The sequence below is a fragment of the Gordonia sp. YY1 genome (assembly GCF_009872315.1).
In the GTDB taxonomy this organism is placed as follows: domain Bacteria; phylum Actinomycetota; class Actinomycetes; order Mycobacteriales; family Mycobacteriaceae; genus Gordonia; species Gordonia amicalis.
In genome coordinates, this window is record NZ_WXYI01000010.1 from 45,705 (window position 1) to 65,913 (window position 20,209).

General features: G+C 66.3%; 18 protein-coding genes. 4 read left to right on the forward strand and 14 right to left on the reverse strand.

Features of this window, described 5'->3' with window-relative positions:
* Window positions 1-241: 241 nt before the first annotated feature.
* The 11 genes from BPODLACK_RS14330 to BPODLACK_RS14380 form a co-directional block, all read right to left on the reverse strand.
* Window positions 242-1,081: a hypothetical protein gene (locus BPODLACK_RS14330; RefSeq protein ID WP_024499810.1), complete on the reverse strand. Its 840-nt coding sequence runs from the start codon at window positions 1,079-1,081 to the stop codon at window positions 242-244.
* Window positions 1,081-1,725, reverse strand: a complete 645-nt coding sequence (locus BPODLACK_RS14335; RefSeq protein ID WP_210735179.1) for a hypothetical protein — start codon at window positions 1,723-1,725, stop codon at window positions 1,081-1,083. The genes BPODLACK_RS14330 and BPODLACK_RS14335 overlap by 1 nt, the downstream gene beginning before the upstream one ends.
* Window positions 1,726-1,819: 94 nt before the next feature.
* Window positions 1,820-3,061, reverse strand: a complete 1,242-nt coding sequence (locus BPODLACK_RS14340) for an MCE family protein (protein ID WP_137809769.1) — start codon at window positions 3,059-3,061, stop codon at window positions 1,820-1,822.
* Complete coding sequence (locus tag BPODLACK_RS14345) at window positions 3,058-4,362, reverse strand: MCE family protein (protein ID WP_024499809.1); 1,305 nt, start codon at window positions 4,360-4,362, stop codon at window positions 3,058-3,060. The genes BPODLACK_RS14340 and BPODLACK_RS14345 overlap by 4 nt, the downstream gene beginning before the upstream one ends.
* Window positions 4,362-5,711, reverse strand: coding sequence for an MCE family protein (locus tag BPODLACK_RS14350; protein ID WP_005199668.1), 1,350 nt, complete (start codon window positions 5,709-5,711; stop codon window positions 4,362-4,364). The genes BPODLACK_RS14345 and BPODLACK_RS14350 overlap by 1 nt, the downstream gene beginning before the upstream one ends.
* Window positions 5,711-6,802: an MCE family protein gene (locus BPODLACK_RS14355; protein ID WP_024499808.1), complete on the reverse strand. Its 1,092-nt coding sequence runs from the start codon at window positions 6,800-6,802 to the stop codon at window positions 5,711-5,713. Before BPODLACK_RS14355 ends, BPODLACK_RS14350 begins: the two co-directional genes overlap by 1 nt.
* Before the next feature lie 5 nt (window positions 6,803-6,807).
* A complete protein-coding gene (locus BPODLACK_RS14360; RefSeq protein WP_005199666.1) occupies window positions 6,808-7,890 on the reverse strand; it encodes an MCE family protein in 1,083 nt (360 codons plus the stop codon).
* Window positions 7,887-9,224: an MCE family protein gene (locus tag BPODLACK_RS14365; RefSeq protein WP_005199664.1), complete on the reverse strand. Its 1,338-nt coding sequence runs from the start codon at window positions 9,222-9,224 to the stop codon at window positions 7,887-7,889. Before BPODLACK_RS14365 ends, BPODLACK_RS14360 begins: the two co-directional genes overlap by 4 nt.
* Window positions 9,225-9,226: 2 nt before the next feature.
* A complete protein-coding gene (locus BPODLACK_RS14370) occupies window positions 9,227-10,054 on the reverse strand; it encodes an MlaE family ABC transporter permease (protein WP_081598192.1) in 828 nt (275 codons plus the stop codon).
* A gap of 56 nt (window positions 10,055-10,110) precedes the next feature.
* The gene (locus BPODLACK_RS14375) at window positions 10,111-10,917 is read right to left on the reverse strand and encodes an MlaE family ABC transporter permease (RefSeq protein ID WP_005199661.1); all 807 of its coding nucleotides are present in this window, start codon (window positions 10,915-10,917) and stop codon (window positions 10,111-10,113) included.
* A complete protein-coding gene (locus BPODLACK_RS14380; RefSeq protein WP_005199659.1) occupies window positions 10,914-12,143 on the reverse strand; it encodes an ABC transporter ATP-binding protein in 1,230 nt (409 codons plus the stop codon). The genes BPODLACK_RS14375 and BPODLACK_RS14380 overlap by 4 nt, the downstream gene beginning before the upstream one ends.
* Window positions 12,144-12,442: 299 nt before the next feature.
* Between BPODLACK_RS14380 and BPODLACK_RS14385 the strand changes: the two genes are divergently transcribed.
* Window positions 12,443-13,384, forward strand: coding sequence for a type IV toxin-antitoxin system AbiEi family antitoxin domain-containing protein (locus tag BPODLACK_RS14385; RefSeq protein WP_006435323.1), 942 nt, complete (start codon window positions 12,443-12,445; stop codon window positions 13,382-13,384).
* 144 nt (window positions 13,385-13,528) lie between these two features.
* Here BPODLACK_RS14385 and rplL read toward each other — a convergent pair whose 3' ends face one another.
* Both rplL and rplJ read right to left on the reverse strand, forming a co-directional pair.
* Complete coding sequence (gene rplL, locus BPODLACK_RS14390; RefSeq protein WP_005199657.1) at window positions 13,529-13,918, reverse strand: 50S ribosomal protein L7/L12; 390 nt, start codon at window positions 13,916-13,918, stop codon at window positions 13,529-13,531.
* A gap of 80 nt (window positions 13,919-13,998) precedes the next feature.
* Window positions 13,999-14,523 carry a 50S ribosomal protein L10 gene (gene rplJ, locus BPODLACK_RS14395; protein ID WP_006435322.1) on the reverse strand — a complete coding sequence of 175 codons (525 nt, stop codon included), beginning with the start codon at window positions 14,521-14,523 and terminating at the stop codon, window positions 13,999-14,001.
* A 265-nt stretch (window positions 14,524-14,788) separates the two neighbouring features.
* Between rplJ and BPODLACK_RS14400 the strand changes: the two genes are divergently transcribed.
* From BPODLACK_RS14400 to BPODLACK_RS14410, 3 genes are all read left to right on the forward strand, one after another.
* Window positions 14,789-15,964, forward strand: a complete 1,176-nt coding sequence (locus tag BPODLACK_RS14400) for a glycoside hydrolase family 76 protein (protein WP_024499807.1) — start codon at window positions 14,789-14,791, stop codon at window positions 15,962-15,964.
* A gap of 221 nt (window positions 15,965-16,185) precedes the next feature.
* The gene (locus BPODLACK_RS14405; RefSeq protein WP_006435320.1) at window positions 16,186-18,243 is read left to right on the forward strand and encodes a CocE/NonD family hydrolase; all 2,058 of its coding nucleotides are present in this window, start codon (window positions 16,186-16,188) and stop codon (window positions 18,241-18,243) included.
* Between the two features lie 127 nt (window positions 18,244-18,370).
* Window positions 18,371-19,660, forward strand: coding sequence for an oxygenase MpaB family protein (locus BPODLACK_RS14410; RefSeq protein WP_006435319.1), 1,290 nt, complete (start codon window positions 18,371-18,373; stop codon window positions 19,658-19,660).
* 6 nt (window positions 19,661-19,666) lie between these two features.
* Here the strand turns inward: BPODLACK_RS14410 and BPODLACK_RS14415 are convergent, their stop codons facing one another.
* The gene (locus BPODLACK_RS14415; protein ID WP_006435318.1) at window positions 19,667-20,185 is read right to left on the reverse strand and encodes a TIGR04338 family metallohydrolase; all 519 of its coding nucleotides are present in this window, start codon (window positions 20,183-20,185) and stop codon (window positions 19,667-19,669) included.
* Window positions 20,186-20,209 lie beyond the last annotated feature (24 nt).

The following is a 20,209-nucleotide window of genomic DNA, read 5'->3' on the forward strand; positions in this document are numbered from 1 at the left end:
GCTAAGAGTGGCCGTAGAAGGATCGGTAGATGGACAGGAGGCAGCCAGCGCAACGTCCAACTGTAGCAGAAAATAGACGTACTTTGTCAAGCCCGTCAAGAAGCGATTTCGCACGGGTGGCTGCCTGCACGTCGACCGCTGGTCACAGCCTGGCCCGACAACGCCCAAACGTCAAGCGGTACGCGCCAATTTCGCCAACTTGTCCCGCGAGTCACCCGTCCACATGGCGCTCACGCGGCGATCAGAAGGGCTCGACGCCCTGGATCCGCCACGTATCCCCCTCCTTGACCATCGCGAACTGGACACGCGGGGCGAGACTGTTGGTGGCGATGCTGTTCTGTGTCTCGCTGATGATGAGGTTCGCGATGACCGTCGCACGCGCGCCGTCGCCTGCGCCGGACAGGTTGGTGACGCCGACCGCGTCGACCCGGCATTCGGCTCCCGACTTGGTCTGGGTGATCAGGTCGCGCTGGGTCTTCAGCGACTCGTCGAATTCCTTGCGCGCATCTCCGGTGAGCGCGTTCTGGGCGCGTTTCGCCCAGCCGCCGAGGTCGGTGTGCTCGTGTCCCCACACCGCGCAGATCTGCTCCTGCGACTGGCCGATGAGCTCGGTGGTGGCGCTCTGATCGACGAACGCCCGGTTCTCCCCGAGGCCCGGCCGGAAGGCCAGGATCACCGCGGCGACGCCGAGCAGCACGGCCACCCCGGCCAGCATCGCGGTCAACAGCAGCGGATTGCGCTTCTTCGCCGGTCCCCGCTCGGGGGCCGGCCGAGACGGCCCAGAACCGGTCGACGACGGACCGTCCGCGCCTGTCTGCGTTCCGCTGGGACGCAGGGTCGAAACCCGCGACACCGGGCGGGTCCTGGTCGTGGGCGGGGTGGGTTCGGCCCCTTCGAGGCCCGGCGTCTCCGCTCCTCGCTCCTCAGCGGGCACGGAGACTTCCGCGTCGTCGGACTTCGACAGGGACACACCGGATTCGGTGGCCACCTCGTCGGCGTCCGAACGCGCGGCACGAGTGTGTCCGGCGACCTTCGGCGTCGGACGTCGCTTGCGCGGGGGCTGGTTCGGGGTCGGTGCCATCAGTTTCCGCCTCCCGTCGCGGGCGCCTGGCCGGCGTCGGCGTACTCGATGCCCTCGAGACCGGCGACGTTCTCGGCCTTCCAGGTGTCTCCCTCACGGGTCATGCTGACCTGGAAGCCGCGCGTCTGGTCGACGTTCGGCTCCCCGGCGCGCTGGAGAGTCGTGAGGACGTAGACGAGGACCTTCGCCTTGCCACCCTCGTCGTCGACCTCGCTCGGCGCACTGCGCAGCAGCCGCGCACTGAGCTTCGCGGTGTTCTCCCCCGCCTCGGCGAGCACGTCGAGGACGTTGCCGGTCTCGCCGGCCTTCTCGTCGCCGGCCTTCTCATCGCCGTCCGTCGCGTCGCCGAGGACCTCTTGCTTGGCCTTGCCGGTAAGCGAACCCTCCGCGCGCTGACGGAAGTCGTCGATGTTCGCCGGGTCGATCGTGGTGATGTTCAGGACGGCCTGCTCGGCTGCCTGGGTCGCCTCGTCGCGCGCGTCCTTGGTGGCGTACGCACCCATGGCCTGGACACCGAAGACCGCCACGCACACGAGTGCCGCGATCACCGCGACCACGGACAGCGCGAGTAGTCCCACGCGGGTCGTCGTCGAACCCGAGGAATCCGGGGTCTCGGGGCCGGTGATTGTCGAGGTGCCAGTCATAGCAGAAGACACTGTATAGATCGCTCCTGAGCACAGCCTAAGTCCCGATCGGCCCGCGCTGGGCGGGGCGTCGGGCTCGGCAGGCCGCGCGTCGTTACTTGGGCCGCACGCCGAGCAGCGCACTGAGCTGCATGGCGAGCGGGTTGAGGTTCAGCTTGTCCGGGTCCTTCTTCGGCGTGTTGTCCCACGGCTGCGGGTACGCCGGGTTGGCGTACTGCGCACGGTCGGCGCCGCGCACACCCGTCGGGTTCCCGAACGGCACCTTGCATCGGGCCTCGGTGTTGAACGGGAACTCGTCGTAGTGGACGTCGAAGTTCGGGTTCTTGCGCTTCATCTCCGCGATGATCTCCTGGGTCCCCTCGTAACCGCGGGTACACGAGGCCGGGTTGTTGGTCTCCAGGACGATACCGAAGTGGATCTGACCGTCACCGGGAGCCGGCGAGTAACTGCCCGCAGACAGTGCCGACAGCATCGCGAACGTCATCGACGTCGTGTAGGTGACCGGCTCGATCGTGCGCGCCACCTCGGCGAGATCCTTCACCACCTTGGAGATGTCGTTGCCGTTCTTCTGGATCAACTCGGAGATCTGCGTCGCCGACAAGGTGCCGGTGGTCAGCAGCCGGCGCAGATCCGGATCCGACGACGCCAGGGTCGCGGTGATCAGGTCGAGGTTGCGCGACCAGCTGAGGATTGCGTCGGACTGGTCGGCCTGTGTCGCCAGGACGACGTTCGAATCCTGGATCAGCCCGACCACCTCGCTCAGGTTGTCGACGCCGGCCCGCGAGAGCTTGCCGAGGGAATCGACGAGCCGGGTGAGGTTCTCCCCCTGGCCGTTGAATGCGTTACCCAGTTCGGTGATGACGGTGTGCAGGTCGTCGACCGGGATCGACGAGGTGAAGTCGACCGCGGACTTGACCACGTCCTCGAGCGGCTCGGGCAACCGCGATTCCCGGATGGTCGAGCCGTTCTCGAGATAGGGCCCCGACGCCGAGGTCGGCTGCAGGTCGACGTACTGCTCACCGATCGCCGAACGCGATGCCACCACGGCCACCGCCGACGCCGGGATCTTCGGTCCGCCCGAGTCGAGCTCGAGCTTGACGTCGACACCCTCCTGGGTGAGGTCGAGCGCACCGACCCGGCCGACCGGCACACCCAGGTAGGTGACCTCGGCGTTGGTGAAGATGCCGCCGGAGGCGGGCAGCTCGGCGGTGACGGTGTACATGCCGACGCCGACCAGCTTGTCCAGCCGTGCGTACTTCGCGCCGACGTAGGCCAGTGCGACGAGGCCGACGATGACGAAGGCGATCAGCTGGATCTTGACGAGCTTGCCGATCATCGTCCTGCTCCTGTCGGTGACTCAGGGGCCTGGGACTTGGGGGCCAGACCCATGGCCGCGAGCGGGCCGTCGAGAACCCCCTGGCCGGGCGCCGCCGGTACGGGCGCCGAGGCCGGGTAGGTGCCACCCGACGGTGGGGTGTTGGGTCCCGGCCGTGAGTTCGGGGCCGGCGGGAGCAGCGTGATCGTCGGCCAGCCGTACCGCGGCCCGTTGCCGTTGTAGTACGGGTTGCGCGGATTGACCGGCACCTTCACGCGGGCCGGCGGCGAGTACTTCGGTGTCCCCTGCCCGACGCCGAGGGCCTCGAGCTGGTTGAGGATGCGCAGGTCCAGCGTCATGAACAGATTGGCCGAGTCACCGTGGAAGCCCGGGAGGACCCAGTCCGGGAACGGGAGCGTCAGCATCAGCGGCGCCGCGGTGATCAGGTCCGGTGCGGCCTTGGTCAGCTCGCTCAGGATCGGCCGCAGCGCCTTGAGATCGTTGATCAGCGCCGTGCGGGACTTGCCCAGCACATCGGTACCGACCTGACCGAGCTGATCGAGCTTGGTCAGCAGGTCGACGAACTGCGGTCGCTGTTCCTCGAGCACCTCGATGCCCTCGGGGAGCTGCTTGAGGATGCGGTCGATCTGTGCGGTCTGCTTCTCGGTCCGTGCGGACAGATCCGCGAGACCGTCGATCGCGGCGACGATGTCGTCGCGCTGACGATTGAGCCCCGCGATGAGTTTCTCCGTCTGATCGATCAGGCTGCGCACCTCGTCGGTACGGCCGCCGAGCGTCTTGTTCAGCTCCGAGACGATCGGCTGCAGCTGGTTGATGCCACCGCCGGTCAGCAGCAACGCCAGGGCTCCGAGAACCTGCTCGATGTCGGTCGCGGTACGCGTGCGGTCCACCGGGATCGGCTCGGCGGGATTCTGCCGCGGCGCGTTCGCGCTGTTGTCCGGATCGCTCAGCGACACGAACTTCTCACCGAGAAGCGAGGTCTGTTGGACGCTGGCCTGCGCCTCGTCGGACAGGTCGACGTCGTTCTGGACCTCGACGGTGACCTGCGCGAACCAGGCGTCGTTCGGCACCTCGACCTTGGTGACGCGCCCGACGGGGATGCCGTCGCGTTTGACCATCGACTGCGGCACCAGGTCGAGCACGTCGTCGAACTGGATCTTGTATGTGCGCGGGCTGCTCCCGGTGTCGACGCCGCCGGGCAGCGGGATCGACTGGATGCCGCCGGACATACAGCCCGACACCATCACGGTCAGCGAGAGCGCGGCGCCGGCCAGGGTGGTCCGCACGGAGCGTCGGTTCATCAGTTGCCTCCCCGGGGTCGCGGGGCACTCGAGCTCGGTGACGGCTTCGTCGACGGGGTCTTCGTCGCCGACGGTGCAGGCGTGTTGATCTGCGGGTCGGGGTTGCCCGGAACCGTGCCCGGAACCGGTGCCTTCTGCAGCTTGTTGTTGCTCATGATGCCGAAGGGCAGCACCGGTAACACCGGCTCGAGCACCCCGTCGGTGATCTGCTTGCCGATGGCCTCACATTGGTTGATCAGCGGGCGCAGAGTGTTGCTGAACTGCGTGAACTGCGGGTTGCCCGGCATCAGCGCGCCCAGATCGAGCAGGCGGCACTGCGCGCCGATCAGGTCCTGCAGCTCCGGGATCGTCAGACGCAGGGCCAGCGTTCCCGACTCCGCGTCGTAGGCGTTGATCAGGTTGTTCATGGCCACCGGCAGGACCGTCAGGACCTCTTTGAGGTTGTTCTTCTCATCGAGCAGCGCTTGCGTGGTCGGCTGCAGGTCCTTGACCGTCTCCCCGATCTGCTCACGGTTGTCGGCCAGGAAGCCGGCCACATCCCCGAGCGCGATCGACAACTTGTTCAGCGCGGCTGCGAGTTGTTCGCGCTCACCCGCGAGGAACCTGTTGAACGACGCCATCTGGGTGTTGAACTGCCGCACCTGGGCGTCGTTCTCGCGCAGCGCGCCGACGAAGGTGTTGAGGCCCTTGACGGTGTCGAAGAGGTTGTTCCGCGAATCGCTCAGCGTCGTGGAGGCCTTCGACAGGTTCTCGATGGCCTTTCCGAGCTTCTCGCCGTTGCCGGCGAGGTTCTCGGCGCCCGTCGCGACGAGTTCACTCACCGCGCCCTGGCGTCCGGTGCCGTCGGTCTTGTTCGCGCCGTCGGGCCCGAGGGCGTCCGACAGTTCCTTGACGCTGGCATAGAGCTCGTCGACCTCGACCGGGACCATGGTCTGGTCCTCGTTCAGGGTGATGTCGCGACCGGCCTTCGGGCCTCCCGAGTAGGCCGGGGTCAGTTGCACGAAACGGTCGGCGACGACCGATGGGATCATCTGCACGGCACGGACGTTCTCGGGCAGCGTGATGCCGCGGTCGACCGTCATGGTCACCTTCACCGTCTCACCCTGCGGCGTCACCGAATCGACCTTGCCCACGGCCACGCCGAGGATGCGGACGTCGGAACCGGAATAGATGCCGACCGAACGTTTGAACGTCGCGGTGATCTTGGTGGTCCCGATCGCGGAGAACACCCACCACAGGGCGCCCGCGACGACGAGCGCGAGAATCAGCCCGAGGATGAGCGCGACGATGTGCCGCGGGGTGAACCAGCGGCCGGGGCCGGAGATCTGTGTCAGGTCTGGTGCGGTCATCAGCCTGCCCCCGTTCCGCCGTTGTTTTCCATCGCCGTCTTGTTCGGCGGCCGTGTGGTGTTCTGCTGCGGCAGCGCCGGCGGCAGTAGGTTCACCACGACCTGATCGAACCAACGGCCGTTGCCGAGGACGTTGGCGTACAGGCGGTAGAACGGCGCCATGTTCTTGATCGTGTCGCGGATGTTCTGGTTCTGACGCTGCAGCAGCTCGTTCACGCCCTTCAGCGCGTCGAGCGCCGGGCCGATCTGCTCCTCGTTGTCGCGCACGATGCCGGTAAGCGAGTCGCCGAGGCTCGTCGTGCTGGCCAGCAGAGCGGAGATGGACTGCTGCCGGTTGTTCAACTCGTCGAGCAGCTGGCCCGCGCCGCCGATCAGGCGCACGAACTCCTCGTTGCGATCGGCCAGGAGCTTCGAGGTGTCCTTGGTCGCGGCGAGGAGCTTCTGCACCTCCTGGTCGCGGCTGGCGATCGTGTTGGACAACCGCGCGAGACCGTCGAGCGCGGGTCCGGTGTTGCCGGCCGTACCGGAGAAGGCATCCGACAGCACGCGCATCGACTCGGCCAGCTGATCGTTGTCGAAGTCCTCGATCTGCTGCGCCGCACCCGAGAACGCCTCGATGACGTCGTAGGGCGAGACCGTGTCGGTGAGCGGAACGTCGGGGTCGGCCGGTTCACTGCCACGCGGGTTCAGTCCCAGGTACTTCTGCCCCAGGATCGTCTTGATCTGGATCGATGCCTGTGTCTGGTCGCCGATCCAGGTGTTCTCCACCTTGAAGCTGACGTCGACGCGGTCGCCGTTGAGCTTCACGCTCTCGACCTCGCCGACCTTGACGCCTGCCACGCGCACCTCATTACCCGCCCTGAGTCCGGCGGCCTCGGTGAACTGCGCGGTGTAGCGGGCGCCGGCGCCCAGCAGCGGAACCTCGGTCAGGTAGAAGGCACTGAGTCCGAGCATCAGGAGGATCAGGACACCGATGGCGCCGATGCTGACCGGGCTGCGTCGTCCGCCGAAGCGGCGATGCGGGTGCTGCGCCGGCTGCTTCGCGGCGTCGTCGTCGCCGTTGTCGTCGGCGCGGTTGTTCTCGTCTGCCATCGTGGTCACCCCCCTGGCTTCTCGTCAGCCCAGCAACGGGTGGCCGCACTGGTGTAGAGCACGTGATTGATGTCGGGCAGCGGCACCAGCGGCTGTGTCAGCAGCGTCGACTTGCCGTTGCCGGCGACGACGTCGATACCGCACAGATAGAACTGGAACCAGGAACCGAAGGTCGCGGCCCGGCCGACCTTGCGCAGCTTGACCGGGAGGTTGGTCAGCGTCTCCTCGATGTCCTCGTTGCGCTTGTTGATCTCGTCGGACAGCGACTTCAGTCCGGCGATGTCGCCCTGGATCGACGGGCGCGTCGCACCGAGGATGTTCGCGGTCACCGAGGTCAGATTCGACACGGAACTGATCGCCGATCCCACCGAACCGCGTTGCGCGGCAAGCCCGGTCACCAACTTCTCGGTGTTGTCGAGGAGGCTGGTGAACTGCTCGTCGTTGCGGTTGACCGTGTCGAGGACCTTGGTGAGGTTGCCGATCAGCTCACCGATCACCTTGTCCTTGTCGGCGATCGCGTTCGTCAGGTCCGCGGTGTCGCTGACCAGCCGCGTGATCGAGCCGCCCTGACCGTCGAAGACCGCGATGATCTCGGAGGTCAGCTTGTTGACGTCGTCGGCCGACAGCTGTTGGAACAGCGGCCGGAACCCGTTGAACAACTCGGTGAGGTTGACCGGCGGGTGGGTGGAGTCGTCGTCCTCGTCCAACCCGAACGTGTGACCCTGCGACACGGTCCGGGCCGGGTCGCCGGCGCCGCGTTCGAGCGCCAGATACCGCAGGCCGGTGAGGTTGCGATAGCGGATGTAGAGCTGGGTCCCGTCGGGCAACCGGTCGCGGTCGAGGTTGAACGAGACCATCGCCCGGTTGCGGTCGTAGACCTCGACTTTCTCCACCTGTCCCACTCGCACGCCGGCGATGCGGACGTCGTCGCCGGAGTTCAGCAGGGTGGCGTCGTCGAAGACGGCCTTGAACTTCGCGTCTCCGCCGCCGCCGGCGTTCGCGATGGTGATCGCGAGCAGGCTGGTCGTCACGACGGTGACGACCGCGAAGATGATCAGCTTGACCAGGGGCGCGATTATCGACCTCATTTGATCTCGACCTGCGCTCCCTGGAGGGAACCGCCGGCGATCATGGTCACCCAGGTCGGCACCGACTCCGGCGAACGGCCGCTCGTGGCGCCGTAGATGACCTGCAGCTGCTTGCGGTAGTCCGGATCGTCGAACGGGTTGGACCGGACCGATGCGGTACCGGCAGGCACGCCGCTGAACTGCGGCTGCGGCAGCTTCTGAACGTTGCGCGGACCGGCGTTGCGTGACGGCGGCTGGTAGCTGCCGTCGGCGAGACTGCCACCCGGATACTGCGGGAACGGGCGACCGTCGGTGGGGGGCTCGTAGCAGACGGCGGGTGGGTCGAGATCCATGAAGCGGGGTTCGTCCTGGTTCGGTAGATAGCGGCCACGAGGATTGATGAACTGCAGGTTCACCCGCACACCCGGGTTCTTGGTGCCCTCGCCCACGATTCTGCGTGACTCGGGGATCAGACCCACGAAGTTGCGGAACGTGCAGACGAAGGTCGGCGACTGCTTCGCGAGTCCGACGAGCAACTCTTCCGAGTCGACAGCGAGGTCGATCAGGTCGGTGCGGTTCTGGCGCAGCCAGCCGGTGAGGTCGTCGGATGCCACACCGAGGGTCGCGATGAGCGTCCGCAGATCTGCCTGCCGTTCGACGATGGTGTTCGACGTCGTCCGGAACGAGTCCAGTGCGTCGACGACGTCGGGCAGCGCCTGCGAGTAGGTCTGCGAGAAGGTCGCCAGGCCCTCGAGGGTGCCCTCGAGGTCGGGCAGGTTCTTGTTGACCTCGACGAAGATCTGGTCGAGCTCTTCGAGCGTCGTGCCGAGCTGCTCACCGCGGCCCGACAACGCCTTCGACAGCGCGGTCAGCGTGGCGTTGAGATCCTGCGGCGGGATGGCGTCGAGGACCGGAAGCAGCTTGTCGAACAACTCCTGGACCTCGAGTGCGTTGCCGCTGCGATCGGTCTCGATGGTCGCGCCGTTGGTCAGCGTCGGTCCGGTGTTGTCCTCGGGGACCTGCAGCGCCACGTACCGCTCGCCGAAGAGCGTCTTCGGCAGGATCCGCGCGGTGGTCTTGTCCGACAGTTCCTTCGCCTTGTTCGGGTCGAGGCCGAGGATGACCTCGACCGACCCGTCGGGCGCCGGCTTCACCTCACGGACCTCGCCGACGACCATGCCGCGCGCCTTCACGTCGGCGTTCGCGGGCAGCGCGTTGCCGGTGGAGTCGGTCATCAGGGTGACGTCGGTGAAGTCCTGGAACGTCTTGTTGAACTTGGTGATGGTCGCGGTGAGGAACAGTGCGACCACGAGAAAGAAGACCAGGCCGAGCAGCCTTCTACGCAGGACCGACACCGCTAACCTCCCACTCTGACCGTCGTCGTGGTGCCCCAGATCGCGAGTCCCAGGAAGAAGTCGAGGATCGCGATGAGGACCAGTGCCGAGCGGACCGCGTGACCGACGGCCACGCCCACACCTGCGGGTCCACCCGATGCGTAGTAGCCGTAGTAGCAGTGCACCAGGATGATCACGAAGGCGAAGACCAGCACCTTGCCGAACGACCAGAGCACGTCGGCCGGCGGCAGGAACAGGTTGAAGTAGTGGTCGTAGGAACCGCCTGACTGTCCATTGAAGACCGTCGTGACCACCCGAGACGCCAGGTACGCCGACAGCAGACCGAGCACGTACAGCGGGATGACCGCGATGAACCCGGCGATCACGCGCGTCGACACGAGGAACGGGATCGACGGCACGGCCATCGTCTCGAGGGCGTCGATCTCCTCCGAGATGCGCATGGCGCCGAGCTGGGCGGTGAAGCCACAGCCGACGGTCGCGGACAGGGCGAGGCCCGCCACCAGAGGCGCCACCTCACGGGTGTTGACATAGGCCGACAGGAAGCCGGTCAGTGCCTGCGACCCGATCTGGTCGAGTGCCGCATAACCCTGAAGGCCGACGACGACGCCGGTGAAGCCCGACATCAGCACCATCACGCCGATGGTGCCGCCGATCACCGCGAGTCCGCCCGAGCCGAAGGCAACTTCGGCGAGTAGGCGCAGGACCTCACGGGTGTAGTGCACCAGCGTCTTCGGCATCCACGCGAGCGTGCGGCCGTAGAACGACATCTGCTCACCGGCGCCGTCGAGCACCTTGAGTGGTCTGCCCAGCTGTTTGCGGGCCTCGTACATGTAGTACTCGGGCCTGCTCTTGGCGATCGTCACGCCGCCGCCACCATCGGTCACGACTAGCTCCCCTTCGGTGGGACGATCTGCAGGTAGACCGCAGTGATGATCAGATTGGCGAGAAACAGCAGAAGGAATGTGATGACGACGCTCTGGTTGACGGCGTCACCCACACCCTTCGGGCCGCCCTTGGGATTGAGGCCCTTGTAGGCGGCGACGACGCCGGCGAGGACACCGAAGACCGCGGCCTTCAGCGTCGACACCCAGAGGTCGGGCAGCTGGGCGAGGGCACCGAACGACGCCAGGTAGGCGCCCGGGGTGCCGCCCTGCATCACCACGTTGAAGAAGTAACCACCACCGATGCCGATGACGGCGACCAGACCGTTGAGCAGTATCGCGACCAGGACCATGGCCAGCACACGCGGGACCACGAGTCGCTGGATGGGGTTGATGCCCAACACTTCCATCGCGTCGATCTCCTCGCGGATGGTGCGCGAACCGAGGTCGGCGGCAACCGCCGACCCGGCCGCACCCGCGATGAGGAGCGAGGTCACGAGTGGTGACCCCTGCTGGATGACCACCAACACGCTGGCCGCACCGGTGTACGACTCGGCGCCGAGTTGTTTGATCAGCGAACCCGTCTGCAAGGAGACGATCGCGCCGAACGGAATCGCGATCAGGGCGGTGGGCAGGATCGTCACACTGGCGATGAACCACGCCTGCTGGATGAACTCCCGCCACTGAAACGGGCGCACAAAGGTCTGGCGTGCAACATCGACGAAGAGCTGAACGATATTGCCGGTCTGGGCTAGGGCGCCCGTTCCGGCCTGCGCGATTCGGTCGACGCCACGCGTGGTGGCATTGGTCATCCCTGGATCGTCCGCCCTTCGTTTGCGTCTGAAGCACGATGACTGGGCTTGGTCAGTGCGTCGCCGCCACCGGGCGTCTGCCACTGCTCTGTCGGCGCATCGCTGCCGCCGTAGTCGATCACGTCGGTCTTGGCGTCGGCGACGGCCAGGTTCCCCGAGGAAGCGCTCGTCCACTCGTTGTCCCCGCTGTGGCGTCCGTTCGCCACATCCTCGGCGTGGGCGCGGCTCTCCTCGCGGATCTGGTCTTCCTGCTCCTGGCTGCGACGGATGGCCTCCTGCGCGTTCTGCGGCAGGCCGGGCAGCATCGCATGCACGCGCTCACGGTGACGGGCGACCGCCTTGCGTTCGGGCATACCCGGATTGGGCTGGACCTGCGGGATGATCTCGGTGAAGTCCTCCTTGGTACCACCACCGGAGATACCCGCGGCCTGCATGGCCTCTTCCTGCTTCTGGACGGCCTCGTCCTTCTCCTCCGACATACCGATCGGACCGAACCGGTCACCGGAGAGGAACTGCTTGACCACCGGCTGCTCCGAGGTCAGCAACTGCTCACGCGGACCGAACATCACCAGCTCCTTCCGGAACAACATGCCGATGTTGTCCGGGATCGTGCGCGCGATGTTGATGTTGTGCGTCACGATCAGGATCGTCGCATCGATCTGGGCGTTGATGTCGATCAACAACTGGCTGATGTAGGCGGTACGCACCGGATCCAGACCCGAATCCGGCTCGTCACACAAAATGATCTGCGGATCGAGCACCAACGCGCGCGCCAGACCGGCACGCTTGCGCATACCACCGGAGATCTCACCGGGAAGCTTGTCCTCGGCACCGGTCAGACCGACCAGATCGATCTTCTCCATCACGATGTCGCGGACCTCGTTCTCCTTCTTCTTCGTGTGCTCACGAAGCGGGAACGCGATGTTGTCGAACAACGACATCGAACCGAACAGGGCACCATCCTGGAACAGCACACCGAACAGCTTGCGGATCTCATAGAGCTCTTTGGCCGAACACTGCGTGATATCGGTGCCATCGACGATCACCGACCCCTGCTCGGGATGCAGCAACCCGATCAACGTCTTCAAGAACACCGACTTACCGGTACCCGACGGACCGAGCAGCGCAGACACCTCACCCTCCGGGAGGGTCAGCGTGACATCACGCCAAATATTCTGCGAACCAAACGACTTCGTGAGCCCCTCGACACTGACCTCAACACCCACAACTTCCTCCAGACGATCGCTGCCCCCGAAGGCGGCCACGGTGTGACCGCACACCAACCGGTGGCATTTGTGGTTGGGGTCACTGTAACCGACCAGCGACCGCTCACAGAGCGACCGGCACCCTCAGCGTTGGCAGCGGCGGAAGCTACCGGCAGGTAACCACGCCGCGTCGATGACATTAGCTGATGTTAAGTGGTGAGGAAAGTCGGACACCGACCCCGTTGTGACGCCCGACGCAGAGTCCCAGGTCACTCCGGGAGTGTCCGTTTCGGGGACGCATTGAACGGAGATGACGCGTCGTGCGTCCAATCCCCATGACATGGTTCCCGACCGATCGATACGGACTCATACGGCGCGAATCGACGCTGCGGGTCGGCATCAGCGACGACACCGTCGCGGCGGCGGTGGACAGCGGGGACTTGATCCGGTTGGCCCCCGGGGTCTACTTGGAGGCCGATCCCGACGCTGCCGATTCCACCGCGATCCATCGGCTGCAGTCCATCGCAGTGGCGACCTCGGCACGTGATCGCGGCAAGGCGACGCTGAGCCATGATTCGGCGGCAGCCGTCCTCGGGCTCGAACTACTCCACCCCGACCGCGAGGCTGTCCATCTCACCAAGAAGTCCACCGCGGGCGGTTTCGTCCGCGGCCATCGGCACGTACACAACGGCCCGCTGACATCCGGCGACATCAAGATGGTCGACGGGATCGAGGTGACCACGCTCGAGCGCACTGCGGTCGACATCGCCACGAACGGCAACTTCGCGCAAGCACTGGTGGCCTTCGACCGAGCACTGGCGATGAAGGCCGATTCATCCGTCATGACGGCCATCCTCGACGCGCGTCTACGGCGACCCGGGACCAGCACCGCACGACGAGCCCTTTCGCTCGCCGACGCGTCCTCAGAGGGCGTCGGGGAGTCGTGGAGCCGCGCCCAGATGATTGCAGCCGGGCTCCCTCTTCCCCGTCTCCAGCACACGTTCCAGACATCACAGGGCGAGGCGCGGGCGGACTTCGACTGGGAGGGTCGGCTCGTCGGTGAGTTCGACGGGATGCAGAAATACGGTCTGCGCCCCGGAGAAACCCCGCGCGAGGCATTGATCCGCGAGAAGCGGCGCGAGGATGCCCTCCGGGCCATGGGCATCATGGTGGTCCGCTGGACGTGGGCCGAACTCGAACGCGAAGAGCTGGTCGGCCTCCTCAGACCCTGGCTCATGAAGTTGGGGCTCACTGCCGCCTGAGCGCTCGACTCCCAGACTTCATTTCGACGTTGCGACTTCGATCGAGGTCGCAACGTCGAAATGAAGTCTGGGAGTCAGGCCAACACAGCAACGAGCCCGGGACAGCAATGCTGTCCCGGGCTCGTGAGTCGCGTAAGAAGAGTCTTACTTGACGGAGACCTTGGCGCCGGCCTCTTCGAGCTTGGCCTTGGCAGCCTCGGCGGCGTCCTTGTCGACCTTCTCCAGGAGAGCCTTCGGAGCACCCTCGACGAGGTCCTTGGCTTCCTTCAGGCCCAGACCCGAGACGACCTCGCGGACGACCTTGATGACCTGGATCTTCTTGTCGCCGGCACCCTCGAGGATGACGTCGAACTCGTCCTGCTCGGCAGCAGCCTCGGCGCCACCGGCAGCCGGTGCACCGGCAGCGGCAACGGCGACCGGAGCGGCCGCGGTGACCTCGAAGACCTCTTCGAACTTCTTCACGAAATCGCTGAGCTCCAGCAGGGTCAGTTCCTTGAACTGATCGATGAGCTCGTCAGCGGTGAGCTTCGCCATGGTGGCGTCCTTCCTGTAAGTCCCCGTACGGGGTTGGTGTGCATCCCCGTACGGTTCGGGGATCGGCTTGGTGCGGCGAGTTATTCGCCGGCTTCGTTCTTCTTCTCCTGCAGGGCCGCTGCGAGACGCGCGACCTGCGATGCCGGCTGGTTGAACAGGCCGGCTGCCTTAGCCAAGTTGCCCTTCATGGCACCGGCGAGCTTGGCCAGCAAGACCTCACGGGTCTCAAGGTCGGCGATCTGCTCGATCTCGGCAATGGACAGCGCGCGGCCGTCCATGTACCCGCCCTTGATGACCAGAGCCTTGTTGTCCTTGGCGAACGTCTTGATCGCCTTCGCGGCCACAACCGGCTCACCTTCGATGAAGGCAATCGCGGTCGGACCGGTGAACAGCTCGTCGAGCCCTTCCACGCCCGCTTCAGCAGCGGCACGCTTCACCAGGGTGTTCTTGGCGACGGAGTAGGTTGCACCCTCACCGAGGGAACGTCGCAGCTGGGAGATCTGGGTGACGGACAGACCACGGTATTCCGTGATAACCGTCGCCGTGGAGCCCTTGAACTGCTCTGCGATCTCCGCAACAGCGGCGACCTTTTCGGACTTGGCCATACTTCGCCTCCTCTCCTCGTCACTTGAGTTGGTCGGGTTCAACTGAGCGACGGGCCGTGGAGGCGGAAATGACAAACGCCCCGGCGCGCAGGCACGGGGGTGAAGACGCACACACGTAATGTGTGGGACAACATTCCTCGTTCATCCTGCGTGGGCCGGCGACTTCGTCGCGCCTTCGTTCGGGAGTTCCCGACGACCAACGGTCTCTGGTTGAACCGATACGACGCACGGGTGTGCATCACATCGACGATTAGGCTACGTGGTCGTGGGGCAACAATCCAAATCGACCGAGGTGCACGACCCCAATGAGCGCGCGCAGGCCGCCATGGACGCCATCGCGGCACGCCACCTGCAGCGCGCGTTCGGGTTGCCGGCGACGCGCACGGCGGCCGTCGCCTGGCCGATCGGATTCGTCGCGGCGCACCTCGGATCCTGGCACTACTGGTGGCATGCGCATCTCGTCGACCTTCTCGTCGACGCCGCGATCCACCGTGTCGAGGGTGACCGCTCCTTCGATCCGCACATCGCCGACGACGCCAACCGGGTACTGCGCGGGATCAAGGTCCGCAACCTCGGGCGGTGGACCAACAACTACTACGACGACATGGCCTGGCTCGGCCTGGCGATCGAACGAGCCGACCGCCACCTCGACCTCGACCACCGGCGGGGCCTGGAGACCCTGACCCGACGGATGCTCGACGCCTGGGTCCCCGAGGACGGCGGCGGAATCCCGTGGCGCACCACCGATCAGTTCTTCAACGCCCCCGCAAACGGCCCCGCCGCGATCCTGGTCGCCCGCACCGGCCACGTCGAACGCGCCGTCGCGATGTGCGACTGGATGGACGCCAACCTCATCGACCCGAAGACCCACCTGGTCATCGACGGCCTGAAGAAGCAGCCCGACGGTTCGCTGAAGGCCGAGACCGGCACGTACACCTACTGCCAGGGCGTCGTACTCGGCGCCGAACTCGAGGTCTTCCGCGAGACCGGTGAACAGCGTCACCTGGACCGTCTGGCCCGGCTTCTCGGGGCCGTCGAGAAGCACTCGTGCACCGACGGGGTGATCAACGGCGGCGGAGGCGGCGACGGCGGCCTGTTCCACGGGGTGCTCGCCCGCTATCTGGCGCTCGTCGCCACCGATCTGCCCGAGGTCGGCGGATCGGATGAACTGCGCGCCCGGGCAGCCCGGATCGTGACCTCGAGCGCCGACGCGGCCTGGGCCAATCGCACGGAGATCCGCGGGCACGTGGTCTTCCCCAGCGACTGGCGCCGCAGGGCCGTCGTACCAACGGCTTCCGGCAAGAAAGCCCAGTTCGTCGCGGGTGCCGTGACGCCGTCGGAGGTCCCCGAACGTGACCTGTCGGTGCAGCTGTCGGCCTGGATGGTCCTCGAGGCCGCCGCCGCGATCGACCTGTCGCTGCCCGAACGTGATCGTTCGTAGATCCCCCGATGGTCAAACCGACGCCACCCGGTTAGCCATCCGATACCGAAGCTGAGCTATTCTTCAGCGAACGTGTGAGGTGACCTGGAACACACCGGATCCCAAGCAGTCGGATCCGCCTGGCGCCCACGACCGACACGACGGGGCGTCGGTGTCCACCCGGCCATCTCGACCAGCAGCACACACGGTGTGGCACCCCACCCCAGGCAGGGTGATGCACCATGACGTATCAGCTGGATCCCGCGGAACGACGCGCGCGCCCGGTTCCCTCGCCACTTCCCTCGCGGCGCATCACCGAAGCGCCCCACTTCGGCACCCTCCCCCTCGGCGACCCCACGGGTGGCGCCGACGCCATCCGCTGGCGTGAACAGGTCGACGGCAAGCAGCTGTACCCGCGCGTCGTCATCGATCGTGACGTCTCGATCACCATGAGCGACGGTGCCGTCCTGCGTGCCACGGTGATCCGCCCGGCCAACCGGTTCGGTCAGACGGTTCTCACGCCCTACCCCGCGATCATCAACATCAACCCGTACAACCGGGCCGCCATCGACTTCGTCGATCAGGCACTGCACGCTCCTGTGCTCGGCAAAGCCCTGCACACGGCGTCGGCGTCGATCGACGCCAGCGGCACCGCACTCGAGGGCCTCACGACACTCACCCAGACGCTGTCCGGCGGGGTCTTCGACGTCTTCGGCATCAACCGCAACCTGGTGCGCAGCGGCTACGTACAGGTCGTCGTCGACGTACGCGGTACCGGAGCCAGCCACGGCAAGTGGCAGATCCTCGGCCCGCGTGAGCAGCAGGACTCGCTGGAGATCATCGACTGGGTCGCCGAGCAGGAATGGTGTGACGGAACCGTCGGCCTGGCCGGCTGGTCCTATTCGGCGATCAACTCGCTGCAGGCCGCGGACAAGCGACCGCCACAGCTGAAGGCGGTCTTCGCGGTCGAGGGCTGCGACGACATCGTGCGTGACATCTACATCACCGGCGGGATGCCGTCGGCGTTCATCCCGGTGTGGTTGTCGGCGGTCAACATGCTCAAGTGGGTTCCCAACCCCGCCAACATCGTTCGTGACATCGTCAGCGGCCACGCTCTGCGGTGGGCCATCGACCGGGTGAAGTCGCCGGCCACCGATATCCCCTCGCTGCTCTGGGGTTTCCTCACCGCGCGCGACCCACGCATCTTCGACGACCCGTATTTCGACGAACGCGACCCGATCGTCGACCGCATCGAGGCCCCCACGTTCACGGTCGGCGCATGGCACGACCTGTTCGGTCGCAGCGCCACCGGTGTCTACGAACGACTGAAGATGGAACCGGGCCGCAAGCAGATGATCGTCGGCGACGGCTATCACCTCGACGTCGGCTCGGGCTACGGCGGCAAGTTCGCGCCGCCGCGACTCGACGTCCTCGAACGCGCCTGGTTCGACCGTTGGCTCAAGGGGCACCGCAACGGAGTGGAGTTCTACGGTCCGGTCACCATGCTGCAGCAGGGCGGCGCGTGGACGGCCGGACAGAACTTCCCGCGGCCCGGCGTGGCGCCGACCCGGCTCTACCTGACGCCGGACACCTCGTCCACCGCCGATCACGCCGTTCATGACGGAACGCTGGGTTCGACTCCCGCACAAGGTGTCTCATCGCTGCACATCCGTCCCGACACCCGCGGACTGCGGTCGCGCGACATGACCCAGGTGACTGCCGGCGCAACGATGGTCCTCGGCGCCGACTACGCCAAGGACGCTCGTTTCCAGGAGCGGGGTGCGCTGTCGTTCACGACGGCACCGGTTCTCGAGGCGACCCCGGTCAGCGGTGCGATGAACCTGCGACTCAACGTCGCGACCACCGCGCACGAGGCGATCTGGGCGGTGACCGTGAACGACGTTGCGCCCGACGGCACGTCGACCGTACTCACCAACGGCGCACTGTCGGCGTCGAATCGCGCCCTGGACCGCAGCAAGTCGACGTACACCACCGACGGCAGCCTGCTGTCGGCGCACCACTACCTGTCCCACAAGCACAAACTGCCGGTCCCGGCCGACGAACCGGTCCGCATCGATGTCGACCTCGTCCCCACCGACGCGGTACTGCAACCCGGCCACCGTCTGCGCGTAGACGTCTACGCGGCCAGCCTGCCGCGCTACCTCACCGTCGTGCCCGACCTGATCAAGGCACGCGGCCGCAAGCAGCGCCTGGTCCTCGACCCCGCGCATCCGAGTTACCTCACGTTGCTCGCCGGTGAGGGGTTGCGTTCCGACCTGGAGGACGCCGCCACCGTCTGACATCCCGATCCTGCGACCAGCCATTTGGGACGAATATTTTCATCCGTCCCATTGACTCTGCGGCGCCGGAGACCTACGTTTCGATGACAGCCCTGTTCGAAACGTCTCCGATCGGAGTGCACGTCCGATGACCACCTCACGGGTCGCCTCCACCGCACCGCAGGCGCCCCCGGGCCCCGCCGCGCCGATCCCCCCTGCACCGCTCCCCACCGCGACGACGATCCCGACGCGACACCCATCGGGTCCGTGCAAGATCCCGACCGGCCTGTGGGCCGTCGGCCTTCTGCTGGGCCTGCGTAAACCCGACCGAGAACTCTTCCGCCACATCGGCGAGCTCCTCACCGTCGGCGACGAACCGGCCGATCGCCTGGTCGAGTGGATGCACACGGCCGGGATGACGCAGGCGCGTCCGCTGTTCGAGCAGGCGCTGGAGAACGGCATCGCTTCGGTGACCGACGCCCCGGCTCCGCTCCGCGAGTTCTTCGAGGTCTACGAGAAGACCCCGGACTGGGTCGACCGGGACCTGATCGAAGAGGGTGCCCGGATCATGCGCAGCGGCGGCGCCGACGGCCTGTACGTCGCACGTGACGTCGCGTTGCTGGGCGGCTACCAGTTCTCCGGCTTCAACCAGACCCTGTTGCGCACCGGCGCATTGGAGAAGGGTTCGAACAAGCGCTTCGCCGAGACCACCCAGTGGGCCACCGACGTCATCACCGAGAACGGTTTGCTGCCACAGGGAGTCGGCTATCGATCGACGCTGCACGTCCGGCTGATCCATGCATTCGTCCGACGCCACGTCGCCGCCCTCCCGGACTGGGATTCCGACGCCTGGGGACTTCCCATCAACCAGACCGACATGGCCGCGACGCTGATCGGGGCGCTCGTCTCGCCCAGCCTCGGAGCGGTGATGATGGGACTCGTCAATCGGCCCGGCGAGTACGACGCCGTCGCACACCTCACGCGGTACACCGGTTGGCTTCTCGGCGTCCAGGACGAGTTCCTGCCCAGGGATTTTCGCGACGCGATCCGTGTGCTCCACCAAACCTCGTACGTCCTCTCGACCCCGGATGAGACGACCAGGCAGCTCTCGGTTCCGATGGCCGACGACCCACTCCAGTGGGACTATCGCCGGTTCGCGGGTCTGCGGCGCAAGATCGCGCGCTCGCAACATCTCTCGATCACCAGCGCGTTCCTCGGACGAGGTGCGATGCACACCCTGGGACTGCCGTTCGTCCTGCCGTGGTATCCGGCGATCCGGTTCCCCGTCAACATCATCCGTTCGATCGCCGCCCAGCGACCGGGAGGACGGGAACGGGCCGCGGAGCGTGGGATGGCCGAACAGCGCGAGTTCATGCGGATCATGGCCGGGGGCGATGCGACGATCGGCCATTCGGCCAAGGCGATCACCGGCCACTGAACCCGATCAGCCGATCCCCGAGTCGGCGAGGACGACGCGGAAGACGAACGCCGCCTCGGGCCCGAGGACCATACCCACGAGTTCGATGAAGGTGAGCACGAAGCCTCGTCCGTGTCCCGGGCCCCTGGAGTCGTCGAGATGATGGGCGAGTTCGTGCAGAACGACCAGCTCCCGTAATGCCCACCGCCCCTCGGCCGACGACGGGATCGCGATCTCGGCGCGCACGAGTTCGTTTCCGGACACCGTCGTCGACCGGGCGTAGTGCGCCGAGCTCTGACCTCGGCGCTCGCGTACCGACACGGGCTCGGCGGCGCGCGGGAACCGCGATCGTACGCTCGGCAGCTCCAAGACCCGCCGCACGTAGTCACGCACCGCCTCGATCGAGGCGAACCGGGCCTCGGCCGGCAAGGTGAGTTCGGTCCCGGCCAGCTGCACGGTGCGCGACGACGACGCGGTGTCGAAAAGCCGGAACACGAGTCGCTCGGCGTCGTAGTACCGGGCACGCCCGGTGTCACGGGGGCTCACGGCATCACCAATGATGATGAGGGT

Coding starts and splice junctions, on each gene's coding strand:
- BPODLACK_RS14330 (WP_024499810.1), bottom strand. CDS start 1,081: ATGGCACCGACCCCGAACCAGCCCCCGCGCAAGCGACGTCCGACGCCG.
- BPODLACK_RS14375 (WP_005199661.1), bottom strand. CDS start 10,917: ATGACCAATGCCACCACGCGTGGCGTCGACCGAATCGCGCAGGCCGGA.
- BPODLACK_RS14410 (WP_006435319.1), top strand. CDS start 18,371: ATGACCACCTCACGGGTCGCCTCCACCGCACCGCAGGCGCCCCCGGGC.
- BPODLACK_RS14370 (WP_081598192.1), bottom strand. CDS start 10,054: ATGTACGAGGCCCGCAAACAGCTGGGCAGACCACTCAAGGTGCTCGAC.
- rplL (WP_005199657.1), bottom strand. CDS start 13,918: ATGGCGAAGCTCACCGCTGACGAGCTCATCGATCAGTTCAAGGAACTG.
- BPODLACK_RS14340 (WP_137809769.1), bottom strand. CDS start 3,061: ATGATCGGCAAGCTCGTCAAGATCCAGCTGATCGCCTTCGTCATCGTC.
- BPODLACK_RS14345 (WP_024499809.1), bottom strand. CDS start 4,362: ATGAACCGACGCTCCGTGCGGACCACCCTGGCCGGCGCCGCGCTCTCG.
- BPODLACK_RS14405 (WP_006435320.1), top strand. CDS start 16,186: ATGACGTATCAGCTGGATCCCGCGGAACGACGCGCGCGCCCGGTTCCC.
- BPODLACK_RS14350 (WP_005199668.1), bottom strand. CDS start 5,711: ATGACCGCACCAGACCTGACACAGATCTCCGGCCCCGGCCGCTGGTTC.
- rplJ (WP_006435322.1), bottom strand. CDS start 14,523: ATGGCCAAGTCCGAAAAGGTCGCCGCTGTTGCGGAGATCGCAGAGCAG.
- BPODLACK_RS14335 (WP_210735179.1), bottom strand. CDS start 1,725: ATGACTGGCACCTCGACAATCACCGGCCCCGAGACCCCGGATTCCTCG.
- BPODLACK_RS14355 (WP_024499808.1), bottom strand. CDS start 6,802: ATGGCAGACGAGAACAACCGCGCCGACGACAACGGCGACGACGACGCC.
- BPODLACK_RS14360 (WP_005199666.1), bottom strand. CDS start 7,890: ATGAGGTCGATAATCGCGCCCCTGGTCAAGCTGATCATCTTCGCGGTC.